At 30.9% G+C, this 18,187-nt stretch carries 14 protein-coding genes; all 14 read right to left on the bottom strand.

The annotated features are described in order from the left end of the window. Positions 1–1,398, bottom strand: a complete 1,398-nt coding sequence (gene hydA, locus AC2A4K_RS02325) for a dihydropyrimidinase (protein WP_322504583.1) — start codon at positions 1,396–1,398, stop codon at positions 1–3. 18 nt (positions 1,399–1,416) lie between these two features. Beyond that, positions 1,417–2,505 (bottom strand): 4Fe-4S binding protein, encoded by a 1,089-nt coding sequence (locus AC2A4K_RS02320; protein WP_322504584.1) that lies wholly within the window; start codon positions 2,503–2,505, stop codon positions 1,417–1,419. A gap of 42 nt (positions 2,506–2,547) precedes the next feature. After that, positions 2,548–3,960: a nucleobase:cation symporter-2 family protein gene (locus tag AC2A4K_RS02315; RefSeq protein ID WP_322504585.1), complete on the bottom strand. Its 1,413-nt coding sequence runs from the start codon at positions 3,958–3,960 to the stop codon at positions 2,548–2,550. A gap of 20 nt (positions 3,961–3,980) precedes the next feature. Further along, entirely contained in the window at positions 3,981–5,309 is a 1,329-nt protein-coding gene (ssnA, locus tag AC2A4K_RS02310; protein ID WP_322504586.1) for a putative aminohydrolase SsnA, read from the bottom strand. A 13-nt stretch (positions 5,310–5,322) separates the two neighbouring features. Further along, positions 5,323–6,912: an N-acyl-D-amino-acid deacylase family protein gene (locus AC2A4K_RS02305; protein WP_322504587.1), complete on the bottom strand. Its 1,590-nt coding sequence runs from the start codon at positions 6,910–6,912 to the stop codon at positions 5,323–5,325. 15 nt (positions 6,913–6,927) lie between these two features. Next, positions 6,928–8,115, bottom strand: coding sequence for a YgeY family selenium metabolism-linked hydrolase (locus tag AC2A4K_RS02300; protein ID WP_322504588.1), 1,188 nt, complete (start codon positions 8,113–8,115; stop codon positions 6,928–6,930). A 32-nt stretch (positions 8,116–8,147) separates the two neighbouring features. Continuing rightward, complete coding sequence (gene dpaL / locus AC2A4K_RS02295; protein ID WP_322504589.1) at positions 8,148–9,350, bottom strand: diaminopropionate ammonia-lyase; 1,203 nt, start codon at positions 9,348–9,350, stop codon at positions 8,148–8,150. Positions 9,351–9,644: 294 nt separating this feature from the next. Beyond that, entirely contained in the window at positions 9,645–11,411 is a 1,767-nt protein-coding gene (locus AC2A4K_RS02290; RefSeq protein WP_416173360.1) for a sigma-54-dependent Fis family transcriptional regulator, read from the bottom strand. Between the two features lie 18 nt (positions 11,412–11,429). After that, entirely contained in the window at positions 11,430–12,242 is an 813-nt protein-coding gene (locus AC2A4K_RS02285) for an XdhC family protein (RefSeq protein WP_322504590.1), read from the bottom strand. After that, a complete protein-coding gene (gene yqeB, locus AC2A4K_RS02280; RefSeq protein ID WP_322504591.1) occupies positions 12,242–13,045 on the bottom strand; it encodes a selenium-dependent molybdenum cofactor biosynthesis protein YqeB in 804 nt (267 codons plus the stop codon). Before yqeB ends, AC2A4K_RS02285 begins: the two co-directional genes overlap by 1 nt. Continuing rightward, positions 13,038–13,604: a nucleotidyltransferase family protein gene (locus AC2A4K_RS02275; protein ID WP_488458850.1), complete on the bottom strand. Its 567-nt coding sequence runs from the start codon at positions 13,602–13,604 to the stop codon at positions 13,038–13,040. The genes yqeB and AC2A4K_RS02275 overlap by 8 nt, the downstream gene beginning before the upstream one ends. A gap of 28 nt (positions 13,605–13,632) precedes the next feature. Further along, positions 13,633–14,352, bottom strand: a complete 720-nt coding sequence (yqeC, locus tag AC2A4K_RS02270) for a selenium cofactor biosynthesis protein YqeC (RefSeq protein ID WP_322504592.1) — start codon at positions 14,350–14,352, stop codon at positions 13,633–13,635. Between the two features lie 317 nt (positions 14,353–14,669). Continuing rightward, positions 14,670–16,040, bottom strand: a complete 1,371-nt coding sequence (rlmD, locus tag AC2A4K_RS02265; RefSeq protein WP_322504593.1) for a 23S rRNA (uracil(1939)-C(5))-methyltransferase RlmD — start codon at positions 16,038–16,040, stop codon at positions 14,670–14,672. Positions 16,041–16,400: 360 nt separating this feature from the next. Continuing rightward, positions 16,401–17,969 (bottom strand): aminotransferase-like domain-containing protein, encoded by a 1,569-nt coding sequence (locus AC2A4K_RS02260; RefSeq protein WP_322504594.1) that lies wholly within the window; start codon positions 17,967–17,969, stop codon positions 16,401–16,403. Between the last annotated feature and the right edge of the window lie 218 nt (positions 17,970–18,187).

Here is an 18,187-nt window from a genome sequence, read left to right as displayed (position 1 = left end):
TTATCTCCCCTCATAACTCCATTTCTTTCTTGAGATATATTGGCCAGTTGGCTCTTTTCCTATGAATTTTCCATCCTTAACCAATTCCTTACCTCTTAAAAACACCCTTTTTATTTTTCCATTACTTTTAAATCCTTCATAAGGAGTGTAATCAACTTCTTGTATGCTATCTTTACGGCTTATAACACCATCACAACCACTTTCTATTATTAATAAGTCAGCATCACTACCCTCTTTAATTTCACCTTTTTTAGGATATAGCCCAAATATTTTAGCTGGGTTAGTTGATGTCAATTGAACCATTTCATTTAAAGACATTTTCTTATCTCCTACTCCATAGCTAAAAATCAATTCCATTCTATGTTCAACACTAGGTATTCCATTAGGTATTTTAGAAAAATCAACCTTTGCATTTTTTCTTTTATCTTCATAATTAAATGAGCAATGATCTGTTGCAATTGTATCTATTTCTCCTAGTTTTATACCTCTCCATAATGCCTTATTATCTTCCTTACTTCTAAGAGGTGGTGACATAACATATTTAGCTCCCTCCAACCCCTCATCTTTTTCTAATTCATAATAAGATTTATCTAATAGAAGATAGTGAGGACATGTTTCCACAAATATCTTAACCCCTTCTTGTCTGGCCTTTCTTACAGCATCTAGTGACATTTTAGAACTTAGATGTACTATATATATTGGGTAATTAATTTTGGTAGCTATTTTTATCAAAGTATTTACTGCTTTATATTCAACCTCTGAGGATCTTGAGGTCTCATGATACTTTACATCGGACTTGTTTTCTTTTAGCAAGTTATTTACATTTTTTATGATTTCATCACCATTTTCACAATGGAATGAAATAAGAGCTCCAAGTTCTTTTGCCTTTCTTAATGCTTGTTCTATCTCTTCCTCATTTACTTGAAGAGTGTCTTTATATGCCATATACATCTTGAAGGATGTTATGCCTTGCTTTACCATATCCTCCATTTCAGATTCAACATCTTTATTCCACTCACATAATGTCATATGGAATCCATAATCTGAATAACATCTATCCTTTGTTTTTTCTTTATAAATCTCTAAGGCACTACTTAGTTTTTCTCCCCTATGACAATTTACAAAATCTATAATAGTTGTAGTACCACCTGCTATTGCTGCCTTCGTACCACTATTAAAATCATCAGATGTTTTTATATTAGGTAGTTCTAAATCAAAATGAGTATGGGCATCAATCCCACCAGGAAGTATATAGCTTCCTTTTAAGTCTATTATTTCATCTCCATCCTTTTCCAAAGATAACCCTATAGATTCAATTTTTTCTCCATAAATTCTTAAATCATTTCTCATTATTTCTTTACTTGTTACTATATAAGCTCCCTTTAGCACTGTTCCCATAACTCATTCTCCTTTTAACTATTTATATTGAATTGATAATGCATGTTTTGGACATCTTGTTACACATAATCCACATCCAAAGCATTTATCCTTGTCTATTAAAAGTTCTTCTCCAACTTCAATTGCATCATATACACAACTTACTTTACATTGTCCACATTTTATACAAGCATCTTGATTAACCTCTGGCGCAATGGCTTCTGTTCTAAATCTTCTATCTTCCATCTTCTTGTGAGCTAATCCTATTATTTCATTAACATCTTTATATCCATGACTATCTAAGAATTCATCTAATTCCTTAGCAATTTTTCCATATACTCCAGGTCCTTTTAAAATAGCCTCAGTACAAACTTCAACAGCTGTAGCCCCTGCCATTAACATTTCAGCAGCGTCTCTTCCACAAGTTACTCCTCCAACGCCTATTATTGGAATATTAACAGCTTGTGCTGCATCATATATATTTCTTATGGCAACTGGTCTTACTGGTGAACCTGATAACCAACCATATCCTGTTTTACTTCCCATTATTGGATATCCTGATTCAACATCTATTGCCATACATGGTCCTAGAGAGTTGATCATTACAAGGCCATCTGCCCCAGCTTCTTCTAAAGCTTTTGCTATTTTTTGAATGTCTGTATGTGGACTCATTTTCATGAATACTGGACAATCTAATGCAGCTTTTGCAGCTTTCATAGCCTCAACTATAGGTGTCACATCAGTTCCAACATAGTGAGTTGATAATTCAACTGCATCAGCATAAGGTTTAACAAGGGGAGCCACTATTTTTATTTGATCTGCTGTGTATCCCATACTTACTATCATAGGTACACCAGCTGATTTAGCTTTTTTATATTCTTCTTTTATCCATTGCTCCTTTGGTAGTTCTGACCAAAGCTCTGTATTTAAAAATCCTGAGTTTGTTTTTCCCATACATGGTCTTGGTACTGGAGCTGGATCTACTGAAATAGTTTTTGTAACTAAACCACCAGCACCACCTTTTACTGCTTCTATGCAAAGATCTCCATCTTTTGCTCCTGGACCTGCTGCCGTAAATATTGGATTATTAAATTTCATCCCTAAAATGTTAACGTTTAATTTTGACATAACAAACACTCTCCTCTAAATTTCAATCATATTATTTAAATTTTATTTATTGCTTTGTATAGCTAATTGTTCTTCATCTACTTCTTCTTCAATTTCTTCTATATCTGCCTCTAAAGTTTCTGGCATTGGTTCTTTACTTCCTAAAACATTAAAGAATATATTTAGTATCACAGCTGATAAACTTCCTGTTGTAATACCACTATCGAATATTGTTCCTACCCATGATGGGAAGTTATGATAAAATCCTGGATTTGCAAGTGGAATCATTGCAAGACCGACACTAACAGCTACTATTACACAGTTCTTGTTGCCATCAAATTGAACCTTTCCTAAAGTTCTTATTCCACCAACTAAAACCATCCCAAACATAGCAAACCCAACTCCACCAAGTACTTGCTTTGGTATAGCTCCTATGATTGCTGCAAATTTAGGTACAAAACTTAATGCTAAAAGTATTATTCCTGCATATACAGCAACGAATCTTGATTTAATACCTGTTAAACCTACTAATCCTGTATTTTGAGCAAATGGAGTAATTGGAAATGTATTGAAAAACCCTGCAAATAATGTTGATATACCGTCTGCTTTTAATCCTTTTTTTATATTCTCTTCAGTAACTTCTTTATCAGTCATTTCATGAATAGCAATCATATTTCCAACTGATTCAGTCATTAAAACTAACATTATTAGTATCATTGAAAGTACTGCTGATGGGTCAAAAGTTGGCATTCCAAACTCTAATGGGAAATTTACACTAAACCAATCTGCACCGCTTACAGCACTAAAATCAGCCATTCCAAAAACCATTGCAAGTATTGTACCAATAACTATTGCAAATAAAATAGCAGCGCTATTCCATATACCTTTTAAGTATTTAAACAATAATAATGTGATTACTAATACAGTCATTGAAAGAGCTAAATCTTTTGGATCTACCGCTTGTACTTTGCTATCAGTAATCCATTTTATACCTACAGGCATTATAGATATACCAATTACCAATACAACGGTACCTGTAACAACCTTTGGAAAAAACTTTATTAACTTCCCAAATACAGGGGCAATTATTAAACAGAATAATCCTGCCGCAATAACCGCTCCAAAGACATTGGTCATAGCTAATTCTTTCCCCCCAGATGTAGCCGCTATTATTGCTAAAATTCCTGAAACAGCCGCAAAGCTTGTACCTTCTATTATTGGTATCTTAGCTCCAGCAAAATTTTTAATTCCTATAGTCTGAATTAAAGTACCTATTCCAGCCATAAAAAGTCCTGCACTTATAAGAAATACTATTTCTACGTGATTAAGCCCTGCTGCTTCTCCTACCATAAGTGGTACAGCCACAGCTCCTGCACACATTGCCATAACATGTTGAAGTGAAAATATCCACGCCTTCGAAAAAGGTATCCTTTCATCAACTGGTGCTATATTTTCTTTTTCATTCTCCTCTCTCATAACAAACCCAAACCCTTTCACTAGATTCTATTCCATAACTTACTACAAACCTCTCTTGATTTAGCTAAGATTTCATCTTCATTAATATTTAAAAGCTTTCCATCTTTAACTAAAACCTTACCATTTACTATGGTAGTATCAACTGATTTTCCCATCATTCCAAATAAAATGTGAGAATTATAATTGCTTCCATTCATTGGTGTTAATGGATTATAATCTACTACTATAACATCTCCAACTGCACCCTCTTCAATGATTCCAAATGTTCCATTAAAGTGTCTCTCTGCAATTTTTCTGTTATTTTCAAATAACATCATAGGAACTTCTCCCCATGCTACTGATGGATCTTTTAAGTGATGCTTATGAATTATATTTGCAACTTTCATTGATTCAAACATGTCTGATGTATAGCCATCTGTTCCAATCCCAACGGTTATTCCTTTTGCTATTAAATTAATAGCAGGTGATACCCCTACTGCATTCCCCATATTAGATTCTGGATTATGAACAACTGTAGTCCCTGTTTCTAGAATTATCTCTTGTTCATTATCATCTGCATGAATACAGTGAACAGCTATTGTTTTCTCTCCCAATATATTGAATTTTTTTAATCTCTCTACTACCCTAATATGATGCTCTTCCATACATTTTTCTTCATCAGCTAAACCCTCTGCAACATGAATATGATATCCACAATCTAATCCTTTTGAAGCATTCATACATTTTTCTAATGATCTATCTGAAAGTGTAAAACTTGCATGCATTCCAAACATACCCGATCTCATATTGCTATTGCTTTCCTTGCAATGCTTTATGTAGTCTACATTTTCTTTTATACCTTCAATTAAAGCCTTTTCTCCATCTCTATCGGATACTTCATAACAAAGTGAGGTTCTTATTCCAAGCTCTTCTGCTACTTCTCCTATAGTAAATAGGCTTCCTTTAATTGCATTTGGACTTGCATGATGATCAAAAAATGTTGTAACTCCATATTTTAAGCTATCCATTAAAGTACTATATGCACTGTATTTTATATCTTCAAGAGATAAGCTTTTATCAAGTCTCCACCACAAATTATTTAATATATCTAAGAAATCTTTTGATGTAGGACCATCTAAATTCATTCCTCTTGCAAAGGCACTATAAATATGACCATGTGTATTTATAAGTCCAGGCATTATAACTTTGCCCTTTGCGTCTATATATTCACTATCTTTATATTTTTTTAGTATTTCTTCAGTGTTTCCATAGCCTAATATTTTTCCTTCTTCTATAACCACAGCACCATCTTCTATAAACGGATTTTCCTTGTTTTGAGTTATTAACCTTCCATTACCTACTACTAACACACGAATCCTCTCCCTATTTTTTTCTTAATACTTTACCTGCTTTTACCTTTTTATACTCTCCATTGTCTATTACAACCTGACCATTTATAATTACATAATTTATTCCTTCTGGGAATTTTATTGGATCCTCAAAAGTTCCAATATCCTTAACTTCTTCTTTATTAAATAAAACTATATCAGCAAAGTATCCTTCTTTAAGAAATCCTCTATCTTTTATACTGAATGCATTAGCTGCTTTGCTTGTCATTTTCATAACTCCCTCTTCAAGAGTTAACACGCCAAGTTCTCTTACAAATCTTCCAAGTATTCTTGGGAATGATCCATAAGCTCTAGGATGAGGTCTTCCAGCTAATAACCCATCAGTACATACATTTTGTTCAGCAAGTTTCATGAACTTGATTATATGCTCTTCCATGCCATAATAATCAACCATACCTACAGCATTTTCTTCTTCAAGTAAAAGATCAAAAGTTGCATTATAAGGATCTTTTCCTCTGAGTACTCCAAGTTCTACTAAGTTCTTTCCTATTGCATCTTCATTCTTTTTATTTCTAACTGAAGTTACATATATAGCATCAAGGCCAGCAAAATCAACAAAGTTATCCCAACCTTCTATACCATGCTCCATATCATAAATCATTTTTTCTCTCATCTCTTGTGAAGCAAGTCTTTCCATAAGCTTATCTGTTCCACCATCATGAGCCCATGGAGGTAATATAACTCCTAGCATTGTACTACCTGCTGCATATGGATATTGATCAAAAGTAACTCTTATTCCTTTTTTCTTAGCTTCATTGAATAATTCAATTACTTCATCAATGTATTTCCAGTTTTTCTTACCACATACTTTAAAATGTGAGAAGTGAACTCTTACCCCTGACTTTTCTCCAATCTCAATTATCTCTTTCATTGAATTTATAATAGTATCAGCCTCACTTCTTTGATGTACTACAAATACTCCATCAAATTCTGCAACGACTTTACACATCTCTATAAGCTCTTCAGTATGAGAATAAGCACAAGGCATATATATAAGACCTGTTGACAAGCCATATGCTCCAGCTTCCATTTCTCTCCTTGTTATTTCACACATTTTTCTTATATCATCCTTGGTTGCAGGCACATTTCCAAGCCCAACTACTTCCATTCTTACATTTCCATGTGGTACTAGATATGCTTCATTTAATCCTACTCCATTAATTTCCATCATTTTTAAGTAATTATCAGTTATTTCATATTCCCAATCAATTTCATCTGATTCACCATCTAAACCAGCTATATTCTTTCTCCAAGGAGAAATATATTCTTTTGGTAATGGTGCCATTGATATTCCATCTTGACCCAATACTTCGGTTGTAATCCCTTGTTTAATTTTTATTTCATTAAATGGATTTTCTAATATCTTAAGATCACTGTGTGAGTGAGTATCAATAAATCCTGGGGCTATAACTAAGCCCCTAGCATCTATTGTTCTATCTACATTATTTTCACAAAGTCCATGTCCTATTTTTTCAATTCTCTCATCACAGATTAAGATATCTCCGATATATCCTTTATTGCCACTTCCATCAGCTATAAAGCCATCTTTTATTAATATCTTCATCCTTAAAACCACCTTTTATTTGTTATAAACAGATTCTAATATTCCATAATATCCTTCAGCTCCAATGAATAATTGATCTAATTCTATATATTCATCAATTGTATGAGCTAAATTTTCTTTTGATGGTCCAAACCCAATTGTTCTTATTCCAGCTTCTCCAGCATAGTGTGAACCATTTGTACAGAATGAATATTGAGTTATTTCTGGATTTATACCTGCACGTTTTAATCCATTATAAGCAGCTTGTACAAACTCATCATCTTCGCTATATAACCAAGCTGGGAAGAATCTTTCACCTTCTATTACTTCTCCTGTATAGCAAGTTTCTCTACCTATTGCATATGAGACTTTAGCATTTAATTCCTTATCTTCTTTCATAAGATCATCTATAATCTTTTGGATTGGAGCTAAAACTTCTTCTTTAGTCTCTCCAACTAAAAGTCTTCTATCAAATGTAGCCTTACAGTAATCTGGAACTACAGATGCTCCTGGATATGGTGATGATTTAATATCAGTTAATACAAGAATTCCTTTTCCAAGTACATCGTGTACAGGAGTTTCTATTTCTTGAATTCTTTCAATTATTTTTGACATTTTATATACTGCATTTATCCCTTTTTCAGGGTTAGCTGAATGAGCTGGCTTTCCGAAAGTTTCAATAACTATTTCAGCTCTTCCTCTTTGTCCGATTTTTAAGTTTAATTCTGAAGACTCACCAATAACTACATAGTCTGGTTTAACAGCTTCACTTATTTTTCTAGCTGATACTCCTTCGAATATTTCTTCATGTACTACACCAGCCACAAAAATATCACCAGCAAAATCCTTTTTAAAATCCTCTGCAAAGTAAGCTGCAGCTGCTATCATAGCTGATGTTTGGCCTTTCATATCTGAAGCCCCTCTTCCATAGATTTTTCCATCAACTATTTCTCCACCGAATGGTGCATAGGTCCATTTTGAATCATCTGGTACTGGAACTGTATCAATGTGCCCATCAAAAAGTATTGTTTTTCCTGGTTTATTACCTTTTATATGTCCAATTACATTTCCATAACTATCTACAAAACATTCATCATATCCTAATTCTTTAAAGCCTTTTTTTATAGCTTCGACTACCTTACCTTCTTCTCCTGAAACTGATTGATTTCTTATTAACTCTTGGCATAACTTAGTTAGGGTTTCTTTTCTTTGATTAGTAAGCATTTCTATCTTCCTCCAATAAATTATTTAATCTATTAACATTCACTGTTCCAAACAATTTCTCTATATTTTTCTGGATCTGTATCTCCTTCAGTACTGAATAAAAGTACTCTTGAATTTTCATTTAATTCTAAAGCTTCTTTTAAGTCCTTATAATCTTCATTTGTCATGATTTCATATAAAAGGCCTGTTGTAACTGCACCTGATTCTCCTGATGTTACTTTTTCATCTCCTTTTAATGGGTTTCCAAGTATTCTCATACCTTTAGCTGATACCCAATCTGGACATGATACGAAAGCTGTTGAATGATTTTTTAGAACTTCCCATCCAATAGTGTTTGGTTCGCCACAAGCAAGTCCTGCCATTATTGTTTGCATATCTCCTCCAACAAATCTTGCTTCTCCATCATCTGCTATTGCTGATTTATAGAAACAATCTGCTAAGTTTGATTCAACAATAACTGTCTTTGGACACTCTTCTCCAAATTCTGATGCAAAGAATCCTTGAACAGCTCCTGCAAGCGATCCAACACCAGCTTGTACAAATATATGTGTTGGCTTAATAACTTTAATAGCATTTAATTGGTCTAAAGCTTCTAATGCCATAGTTCCATATCCTTGCATTATCCATGCTGGAATCTTTTCATATCCTTCCCAAGCAGTATCTTGTACCATTAATCCATTATGATCATCTGCATATTTTGCAGCTAATCTAACCGCATCATCATAATTTAAATCAGTTATGCTAGCATCTGCTCCTTCTGCTTTTATATTATTTAATCTTTGAAGTGATGATCCCTTTGGCATATAAACAACTGATTTTTGTTTTAATTTATTAGCTGTCCATGCTACTCCTCTTCCATGGTTTCCATCTGTTGCTGTAACAAATGTAATGTCTCCAAGTTTTTCTCTAACCTCATCTGATGTCAATTTTTCATAAGGTAAATCCTTTATGTCTTCTCCTAATTTATCTGCTAAGTATCTTCCCATAGCAAATGATCCACCAAGAACTTTAAAAGCATTTAATCCAAATCTATAAGATTCATCTTTTAGATATATTCCTTTAAGACCTACTCTTTCAGCTAAATTATCTAATTCAACTAATGGTGTTTTATCATATTCTGAAAAACTTTCATGAAAGTTCTTTGCTTTTGATACTTCTTCTCTACTTAAAAATTCTATACAACCTTCTTTATCTGTTTTTGGTAATGTGTTTAATTTCCATAGTATTTTTTCCATACTAGTTCCTCCCCACGATCTTTTTTATTTCATACTATTATTCAAAGCAACATCCATGCCAAGTTTTTCTATATTTTATATAAATTTTATCCTTTAATTTTGTATTATTTTATTTTAAACGCCATTTTTTGTATATGTTTACAGATAGTTATATAGCTATCTTATTGCCTTTTATCAAAATGATAAAAGGATTATCATTTTGATAATCCTTTTAATTTACTATATCTTAGTTATTTTATTAACAAAATAAGCAAGAGAAATTATCATTTTGATAACTCTTCTTGCTTATCTTTATTATTGTTCTCCAATTTTTCTGTATAATGTAGCAATACCTATTCCTAATTTTTTTGCAGCTTTTTTCTTGCCTGCTGTATCTCTACCATATAAATCTAATGCCTTATTTATATATTCGCTTTCTATATCCTTAAGCTCTCTTATTTCTTCTGAATCCTCTGAAGCCATAACGTTAGAACTTACCTTCTTTTCATCTTCATACTCTAATACTGTTTGAGGAAGCATTTCTAATGTAACTATTCCATCTTCTCCACTTAGGTTTACCATGAACTCAACTACATTTTCTAACTCTCTAACATTTCCCTTCCATTGATAAGCTTTTAACTTTTCTATTACATCTTCATTTACTGTATGAACATATTTGTTAAATATCTTATTATATTTTTTTATAAGCTCATTCATAATAAGTTCAATATCGCCATCTCTTTTCCTAAGAGGAGGAACTTCTATTGGTATAACATTTAATCTATAATATAAATCCTCTCTAAATTTACCTTCTTCTACAAGCTTTCTTAAATCTTTATTAGTTGCTGCTACAACTCTTATATCAAGCTCTATCAATTGATTAGAACCTATCTTAACTATTGTTCTTTCTTGTAGAACTCTAAGTAGTTTTACTTGAAGGTATAGAGGCATGTCCCCAATTTCATCTAAAAATATAACTCCCTTATTTGCAAGTTCAAATTTACCTACACGTCCACTTGAACTAGCACCAGAAAAGGCACCTTTAACATAACCAAACAACTCACTTTCAAGTAAGCTCTCTGGTATAGCTCCACAGTTTATAGCTATAAAAGGTTTATTTTTTCTACTACCTTCTGCATGTATAGCTCTTGCTACTAGCTCCTTCCCTGTTCCACTTTCCCCTGTTATTAAAACAGTTGATTTTGAATAGGATATTCTTTTTATCTTACTTTTAAGCTGTTTCATAGCCGCAGATTCACCAACTATTTCATCACAGTTTATTTTATTATTTCCATGAGTTAAGTTTACAACTTCATCTTTTAAATGTTTAAGTTCATTAAACACAACTATTTTTTCACAGTTACTTTTGTTTATATAATTATATATTATTTTTCCAACAACCTTATAAGAAATCCCTTTTATATATAATTCAAATATATTTCCTCCTGGAAAGTAATCATCAGTCTCTTTGATTTGTATATATTCTCCTACTATTTCAGGCTTTAAGTTTAACATTCTAAGAGCCTTATTATTTATTATTTTAATATTATTCAAACTGTCTATTGTAATGATTCCATCATCTACAGAATTTATAATTTCTTTAAAGAAATCTAAATTATTTTTATTTGCTAATATTTCATTCTGCTCTATTAATTTTATAGCTATAAATTCAGCTATTTGTTCTAAGAAACTCATAATTGTATCAAGATTTAAAAGTAAATGCTTTTTTTGTTTTTCTGTTGAGCATACAAGACCAATTATTCCAAATATAGAATTTTCATATTTTATAGGGACACATATCTCCATATGCTCCTTACATTTCCCCTTATTCATACAATCTCTACAGAGAAAATTTTCTCCTGGATCCTCTATTATTTTTGATTCTCCTGTATATAAAGCCGCTTTATATACATAACCTGCAGATTCAATATTTTCTCCTACTCCATCTTTATATATTCCTGTACCTGCTATCCTTTGCATATTGTAATCAACAATTTCTACATCTAATTTCAATATATTTGATAATAAGTTTGCATATTTATTTACTACATCTGAGATATCTATCAAATTTATCTGCATCATTATGGTGATTCTCCTTTTTTATTGATTTTGTAATTTTTTCATCTTTACATCTTGTAAATGAGCCAATCTACCATTATTTTTTACTAATAATATTTCTGATAAAATACTAAATGCTATTTCTTCTGGAGTTCCATCTGATATATCAAGTCCAATTGGAGCATGCATACTTTCAATTAACTCTTCAGAAACTCCTTTTTCTGATACAGCTTGTTTTAATTCAATAATTTTTTTTGTACTTCCAACTACACCAATGTAATTGTAATTTTTATTTATTAACTCTTGAGCCCAATAAGTATCACTTTTATGTCCTCTAGTTACAATAACTATATAACTATTTTCAAAGTTTATATGATCTAATTCTTCTATGCTTTCAGCTATAACAAAGTCTTCTACATTTTTAAAAGCATCATATTCTTTAAACTCTTCTCTATCTTCAATTACAGTTCTTCTAAAATTCATATTATCAGTTAGTCTACATATACTCTGAGATATATGGCCTCCTCCAAAAATAATTAGGTTTGGTTTTGGTTCAAATACCTTTATGTATCCTTCTACAGCACCACCACATGCCATTTTAACCCCATTTTCATTTAAGTTATAAGCAAACTTTTCTCCTTGTCCATATTCTATACAATTAACTGCACTTTCTATAACCACACACTCTATTTTACCACCACCTATGGAACCAACAATATTGCCCTTCTCATCTACACTCATTAATGATCCATTTTTTCTTGGAGTAGATCCATTAGAAGATGTTAAAGTAACCAATGCCATCCTCTTTCCATTTGCTAATCCCTCAATAATACTCTTCAATACCTTTTCATCCATTATTTATTCCTCCATTGTCTTAACATCATTATACTTTCTAAAACTGAACCACCTATACATCTAGCTTTATCTGAAATTAACTCACAATTTTTCTTTTGATTAATTCTAGGATCTATATCTGCTATTTTAAGGCCTTCCTTTACATAAAATCCGTTTCTTATCATTCCTCTTATTACCCCAGTTAGTGATGCTTTAACAGCTTTATCTCCAACTATGCATATAGTTTCACCCGCTTCTACAATGCTTCCAATATCCTTTATTATTTCAATATTTCCTTCACAAGGTGAATAAACTACTCTCTCAATTCCAAAGCCTTCTATTATTCCTGGAACCCCAGTATTTTTAGCAGCTGGTCCATTAAAAATTAATCTTCCTAAGTTATGCCCCCTATTAGTTTCAACTACTATATCAACATCTTCACCAGCTACATAACCTGGTCCTAAGGCTACAGTTATATCAGCCATATCTCTATTAGTCCCAATGTTTTTCTTACAAAGAGTGGCATCAACAACAGCCATAGGTCTAATCTTTTCTATTATCTCGCCTGAAGTATCCTTTACAATACAAACCTTATTCTCATCTAATATATTAAATATTTCATTATATGAATCGGCTCTTTTAGCAACTACATCCTCAACTTTAAATTCCTTTTCATACATAGCCTCACTTAAACAAACCCTTCTTCTTATAGAAGTTGGTTTTTCTATTTCTAAGGCTATTACTTTAAATCCAGCTCTATATAATTTTTGAATTGCTCCAGTGGCAATGTCTCCAGCACCTCTTACAACTACTATTTCATTCATTATATTTTCTCCTCACATATTCCAATTCCTCTTTGGTGTCAATATCAAAGAATTCAATATCTGAATGAAAATTCACAAAAAATACTTTGTCCAAATTATTTTTTATAACAGGCCTTCCTCCAATGTCTCCTTTCAAAGACATTAATTCATCTTTAAAATCACTTGAAAAAATTGTAGGACTCTTGTTTTGACCATTAATTTTCGGAACAATTATACCGCCATTATCATTAAACGTTTGCACTAATTTTATTATAGTCTCTCTTTTTAATAATGGTTGATCTCCAGTAAAAAACATATATCCATTGCTTAAATCTGATGATTTTTCTAAGGAAATTTTTATACTTTCACTTTGTCCATAATTAGCTTTTTCATTATATATAGTAGATATTCCATACTTTTGGGCAATTTCCTTTACTTTAGGATCCCTATAAACTAAAATAACCTCATTAAATCCTATAGAGCTAACAGTTTCTATTACCCACTGAACTAAAGGTTTACCACAAAAATCTAATAAAAGCTTATTTTCCCCCATTCGTTTACCAATTCCAGAGGCTAAAATTATAGCTAATATTTTAGCTCACCTCCAACTAAAATTTATAATATTGATTCTTCTTCAAATCTCCACCAATAATTTTTAAGGAATTTTTATTTTTTCTACTTAATATTTCAAGCAATTTCCATACCAATTCTTTACTTTTTTCACCATCAATCCTATTTAAAAACAATATTTTTTCTCCTATAGCATCTTTAAATAATCCCTTTGGATTTGTTATTATCTCTGCTATTACATCTAATGTTATTTCATCTTCAATTTTAGTTTTAAATATATTATTGAAAATTTCTATTCGATGTATATTTTCTTCTGTAATTCTCTCTCCAACAATATGTAAAGGAATTATTCCTATGGTTTTTGTAGTTTCATTTAATATTACTGGTTCAGTCTCATTCCATCCCTTAAGAGATTTTCTTTTTGATCCATCACATTCAAGTAATACATAATCAAAGCTACTCATATATTTTTTTATTAAGTATATATCTCCTGAAATCTTATTCTGATTCACTTTTTCTTCTGCAATAAATGTTCTTCCTTTTTTTATATTTAGTTTATTACGTTCAGATGAACAGAAAAAATAATCAACTTGATTTTCTTCAGGACATAGCATCTTTGTTGTTGTAGATATTAAAACTTTTTCTTTTCTAAGCTCTTTAGCTAAGTTATATATAAAAGTAGTTTTTCCACCAGAACCAACAACAGATATAATATCTCCATTTTTTATATCAATTAAGTCACTCAAACAACTTTCCAAAACTATCTCCTCTTTCATAATATTTACAAATATACTCCTATTTTATAGGTTCAATAAATATTTTTCAATTATTTCAAATTATTAACATAATCAAACTTATAAATATAAAAATAAAGAACGTAATAAATACGCTCTCTATTTTTATATCCTAATCATTTAATTTTAAATTAAACATTCAATATTAAACTATTAAATTACATTATTTTTTAATTAACTTCGCAACATTCTCAGCAGTAGGCTGCTTCCAATCAATCTCGCTTAAGCTCGATTTTTTGGACATCCATTGCATGGAACGTGCTAATTACTTATCTTCGTCGCTATCTCTCTTTGATAAGTAAAGCTACGTTCTCAATATGAGCAGTGTTAGGGAACATATCAACTGGTTGAACTTCTAAAGTTTTATAGCCATTCTCTTCTAATATTGCTAAATCTCTTCCTAAGGTACTTGGGTCACAGCTTACATACACTATTTTCTTGGCATCTATATTTGTTATAGCATCTAGTAACTTTTTGTCGCAACCTTTTCTTGGTGGGTCTACTACTACCACATCAGCTTTTACTCCATTGTTTATTAAATCTGGTATTATCACTTCTGATTCACCAACAAAGAATTCTACGTTTTCTACTTTGTTTTCTTTTGCATTTATCCAAGCGTTATCTATAGCCTGTGGAATTATTTCTACTCCATAAACTTTCTTAGCTTTTTGTGATAAAAATAGTGTTATTGTTCCAGTTCCACAATATGCATCAAAAACTTCTTCAGTTCCTGTAAGATCTGCATACTCTAAAGCCTTACCATATAAAACCTCTGTTTGAGTAGGATTTACTTGGAAGAATGATAGTGGAGATATATTGAATCTAAAGTCTCCTATGTAATCTGCTATTGTATCTTCTCCCCATAAAGTTTTACTTTCTAAACCTAATATTACATTAGTTTTCTTTGAGTTTATATTTTGTATAACACTCTTTATTCCTGGGATATTCTTAACCATTAAATCTACGAACTCTTCTTTATGAGGAAGTTTTTCTCCATTTGTAACTAAGACAACCATAACTTCATTAGTTGTAAAACCTCTTCTTATCATTATGTGTCTTACTATTCCATTTTCATCATATTGTCCATCAACATTATATGGTCTTATGTTAAATTTTTCTATCCACTCTCTAGTAAGCTTAACAACCTTATCTCCTATTTCATCTTGAATTAAGCAAGATTCCATATCAATAATATCGTGACTTCTTGGAGCAAAGAATCCTATTTTAACTTCTCCGTTAATTAACCCTATTGGAAGCTGAACCTTATTTCTATATCTCCAAGGCTCTTCCATTCCTAAAGGATACTTAACTATACTAGGATCAAGTTTTCCTATCTTACTAACGCAATCCTTAACTCTATCCCACTTAAAATCTAATTGAGCCTTATATGAAGCATGTTGAAGCTTACAACCTCCACATCTTTTATAAATAGCACATGCTGGGTTCACTCTTTCCTCAGAAGCTTCTAACACCTCAATAAGTTTTCCGTAAGCGAAGTTTTTATTAACCTTAACTATCTTAACTCTAACCTTCTCATCCTTTAAAGCACCTTCGATGAAAATTGGGTATCTATTATCAATTTTAGCTATTCCTTCTCCTTCATAACCTTGAGAAATTATATCCAAAATATATTCTTTATTCTTTTCAACCATTCACTAAAACTCCCTTATGTATATTTAAATCATCTATATATCTATGATTCATTTTATCCGTATATATTTAAACCTTAATTTACTTCAAATCTAAGTTGATAACTAACTTTTAAAGTTTATCACATGCAATAACCTTTTACAACGTATGGCTAATATACTATACATATTCAAAACAAAACATTAACCTTATTAACTTTTATATAGAATTAAATCTTTAATTTAGCTTGTTATTTATTTTTCATATAGAATTGGAAGAATATCTTAATGAGTAATTAGTATTGTATTATTTTGGAATAAATGATAGCAATACTTTACGAAATTAAGTAATTCTGAAAAGCTATATGAAAAATAAATCTAAAGCTAAATTAAAAGATCTTCAACCTCTTCTCCAATTACTTTTATTCCTCTTTCTATATCTTCTTTTGAAAGTCTAGTAAATCCAAGTCTTAAGGTATCTCTTTTTTGTTTACTTTCTTCTCCAATAATTAAACCTTCTTTAGTATTAACTATGTTTTCTTCTTCTAAATAAACTTCATTATCTATATAAAACAAGTCTCCAGGCATAAAGAGAACTCCTCTACCATAACACCTTTTTAAAAGCTCTCTTGTATCTATTCCATTTATCTTTAGAAACATGTGAAGTCCACCTTCACCCCAAATTTCAGCACTTGGAATGTACTTTTCTATAACATTCTTAGTAAACTTATATTTTTTCTTATAAACTTTTCTAACCTTTTTAATATATTTTTCAAAAGCTCCGCTTATCATGAAATCATATAATATTCCTTGATCTAAAAATGAAGTATGAATGTTCCTGCACCTTTTTACACTCTCTAATATATCTATTATTCTTTTATCTCCATAAATCCATCCTATTCTTAAACCTGGAAATAGTATTTTTGAAAAGCTGCCTATATATATTACTCCATTGCTTTCTCTATCTAAAGAAGCTAAAGGAATTGTTGGGGAACTTTCATATAAAAGTTCTTCATTAAATCCATCCTCTATAATAGGAATCTCCACATTTTTAAGAATATTATAAACCTCTTCTCTCTTCTTTATAGAAGCAACAACCCCTGTTGGATTATGATATGAAGGAATTAGGTATGCAAATTTAATCTTTGAACCAAATTTTTTTATCTTTTCCTTAAGATCATTTATATCCATTCCATCCTTTGTCATTTTAACTCCCACAATATTTAGTTTATGAGTTTTCATTATTTTTAAAGCTGTATTATGAGTTGGATTTTCACAAAGTATATAATCACCTTCTTCAGTAAAAGCAGATAGTAACATATCTAATCCTTCTGTGAATCCATTAGTTATTATTATTTCCTTTTCCTCTGAATAAGCCCCCTTCTCCTTCATATAATCTTTTAAATAATCTATAAAAGGCTTATATCCAACAGCGTAACCATAGTTTACTATTTTATGTTTTTCTAAAGCTATCCTATTAGAAAAAGCTCTTTTAAGCTCTTCAATATTAAAAAGATCTCCTGGTGGAGCTATACTTTTAAAAGAAATCATTCCTTTTTCCCACCTATATTCGCTTTTTTGAATATCTAATTTTTCAGCTAAAACTCCATATTCATTAGTTTTTTTATTCCAATCAATACTCCATTTTTTTTCTTCTTTATTTTTAGAATTTGCCTCTTCCCACATAGGATTACCATTTTTAAAACCATTAGAAATTTTTCCTTTAACAAAGGTTCCTTTTCCCTTTATAGTCTCTACAAAACCTTCAATTTCAAGAATTTCATAGGCAGAAATCACTGTATTTCTTCCTATTGATAAAATACTACTAATCTCTCTTGATGATGGAAGCTTATTTCCTTCAATTAAAACCTCTCTATTTATAAGGTCTTTAATATAATCAGCTATTTGTATATACTTTTTCTCATTTTCACTAAATGTTAAATTTTTAAACATAAATTCCTCCAAGGGTTTCTATTCTAAATCTCTTTGCATTTATCCAAACCCATTGATTTCTATATCCTTAATTAAACTAAGTAAATTTTATCATATATTAATTAATAAAAAAAAGCATCTTAACTAAGTGCTTATATATTATAAAATTACCTTTAAAAATTCTTAATATCAATTATTAAACTCTAAATACTTATATCCCCTATTACAAACTTTAAATT

This window comes from Clostridium sp. LIBA-8841 (assembly GCF_057782475.1).
The sequence above is the reverse complement of the archived record's forward strand: the minus strand, read 5'-3'. Positions and strand labels throughout refer to the sequence as shown.

Coding starts and splice junctions, on each gene's coding strand:
- hydA (WP_322504583.1), bottom strand. CDS start 1,398: ATGGGAACAGTGCTAAAGGGAGCTTATATAGTAACAAGTAAAGAAATA.
- AC2A4K_RS02320 (WP_322504584.1), bottom strand. CDS start 2,505: ATGTCAAAATTAAACGTTAACATTTTAGGGATGAAATTTAATAATCCA.
- AC2A4K_RS02315 (WP_322504585.1), bottom strand. CDS start 3,960: ATGAGAGAGGAGAATGAAAAAGAAAATATAGCACCAGTTGATGAAAGG.
- AC2A4K_RS02305 (WP_322504587.1), bottom strand. CDS start 6,912: ATGAAGATATTAATAAAAGATGGCTTTATAGCTGATGGAAGTGGCAAT.
- AC2A4K_RS02300 (WP_322504588.1), bottom strand. CDS start 8,115: ATGCTTACTAATCAAAGAAAAGAAACCCTAACTAAGTTATGCCAAGAG.
- dpaL (WP_322504589.1), bottom strand. CDS start 9,350: ATGGAAAAAATACTATGGAAATTAAACACATTACCAAAAACAGATAAA.
- AC2A4K_RS02290 (WP_416173360.1), bottom strand. CDS start 11,411: ATGATGCAGATAAATTTGATAGATATCTCAGATGTAGTAAATAAATAT.
- AC2A4K_RS02285 (WP_322504590.1), bottom strand. CDS start 12,242: ATGGATGAAAAGGTATTGAAGAGTATTATTGAGGGATTAGCAAATGGA.
- yqeB (WP_322504591.1), bottom strand. CDS start 13,045: ATGAATGAAATAGTAGTTGTAAGAGGTGCTGGAGACATTGCCACTGGA.
- rlmD (WP_322504593.1), bottom strand. CDS start 16,040: ATGGTTGAAAAGAATAAAGAATATATTTTGGATATAATTTCTCAAGGT.
- AC2A4K_RS02260 (WP_322504594.1), bottom strand. CDS start 17,969: ATGTTTAAAAATTTAACATTTAGTGAAAATGAGAAAAAGTATATACAA.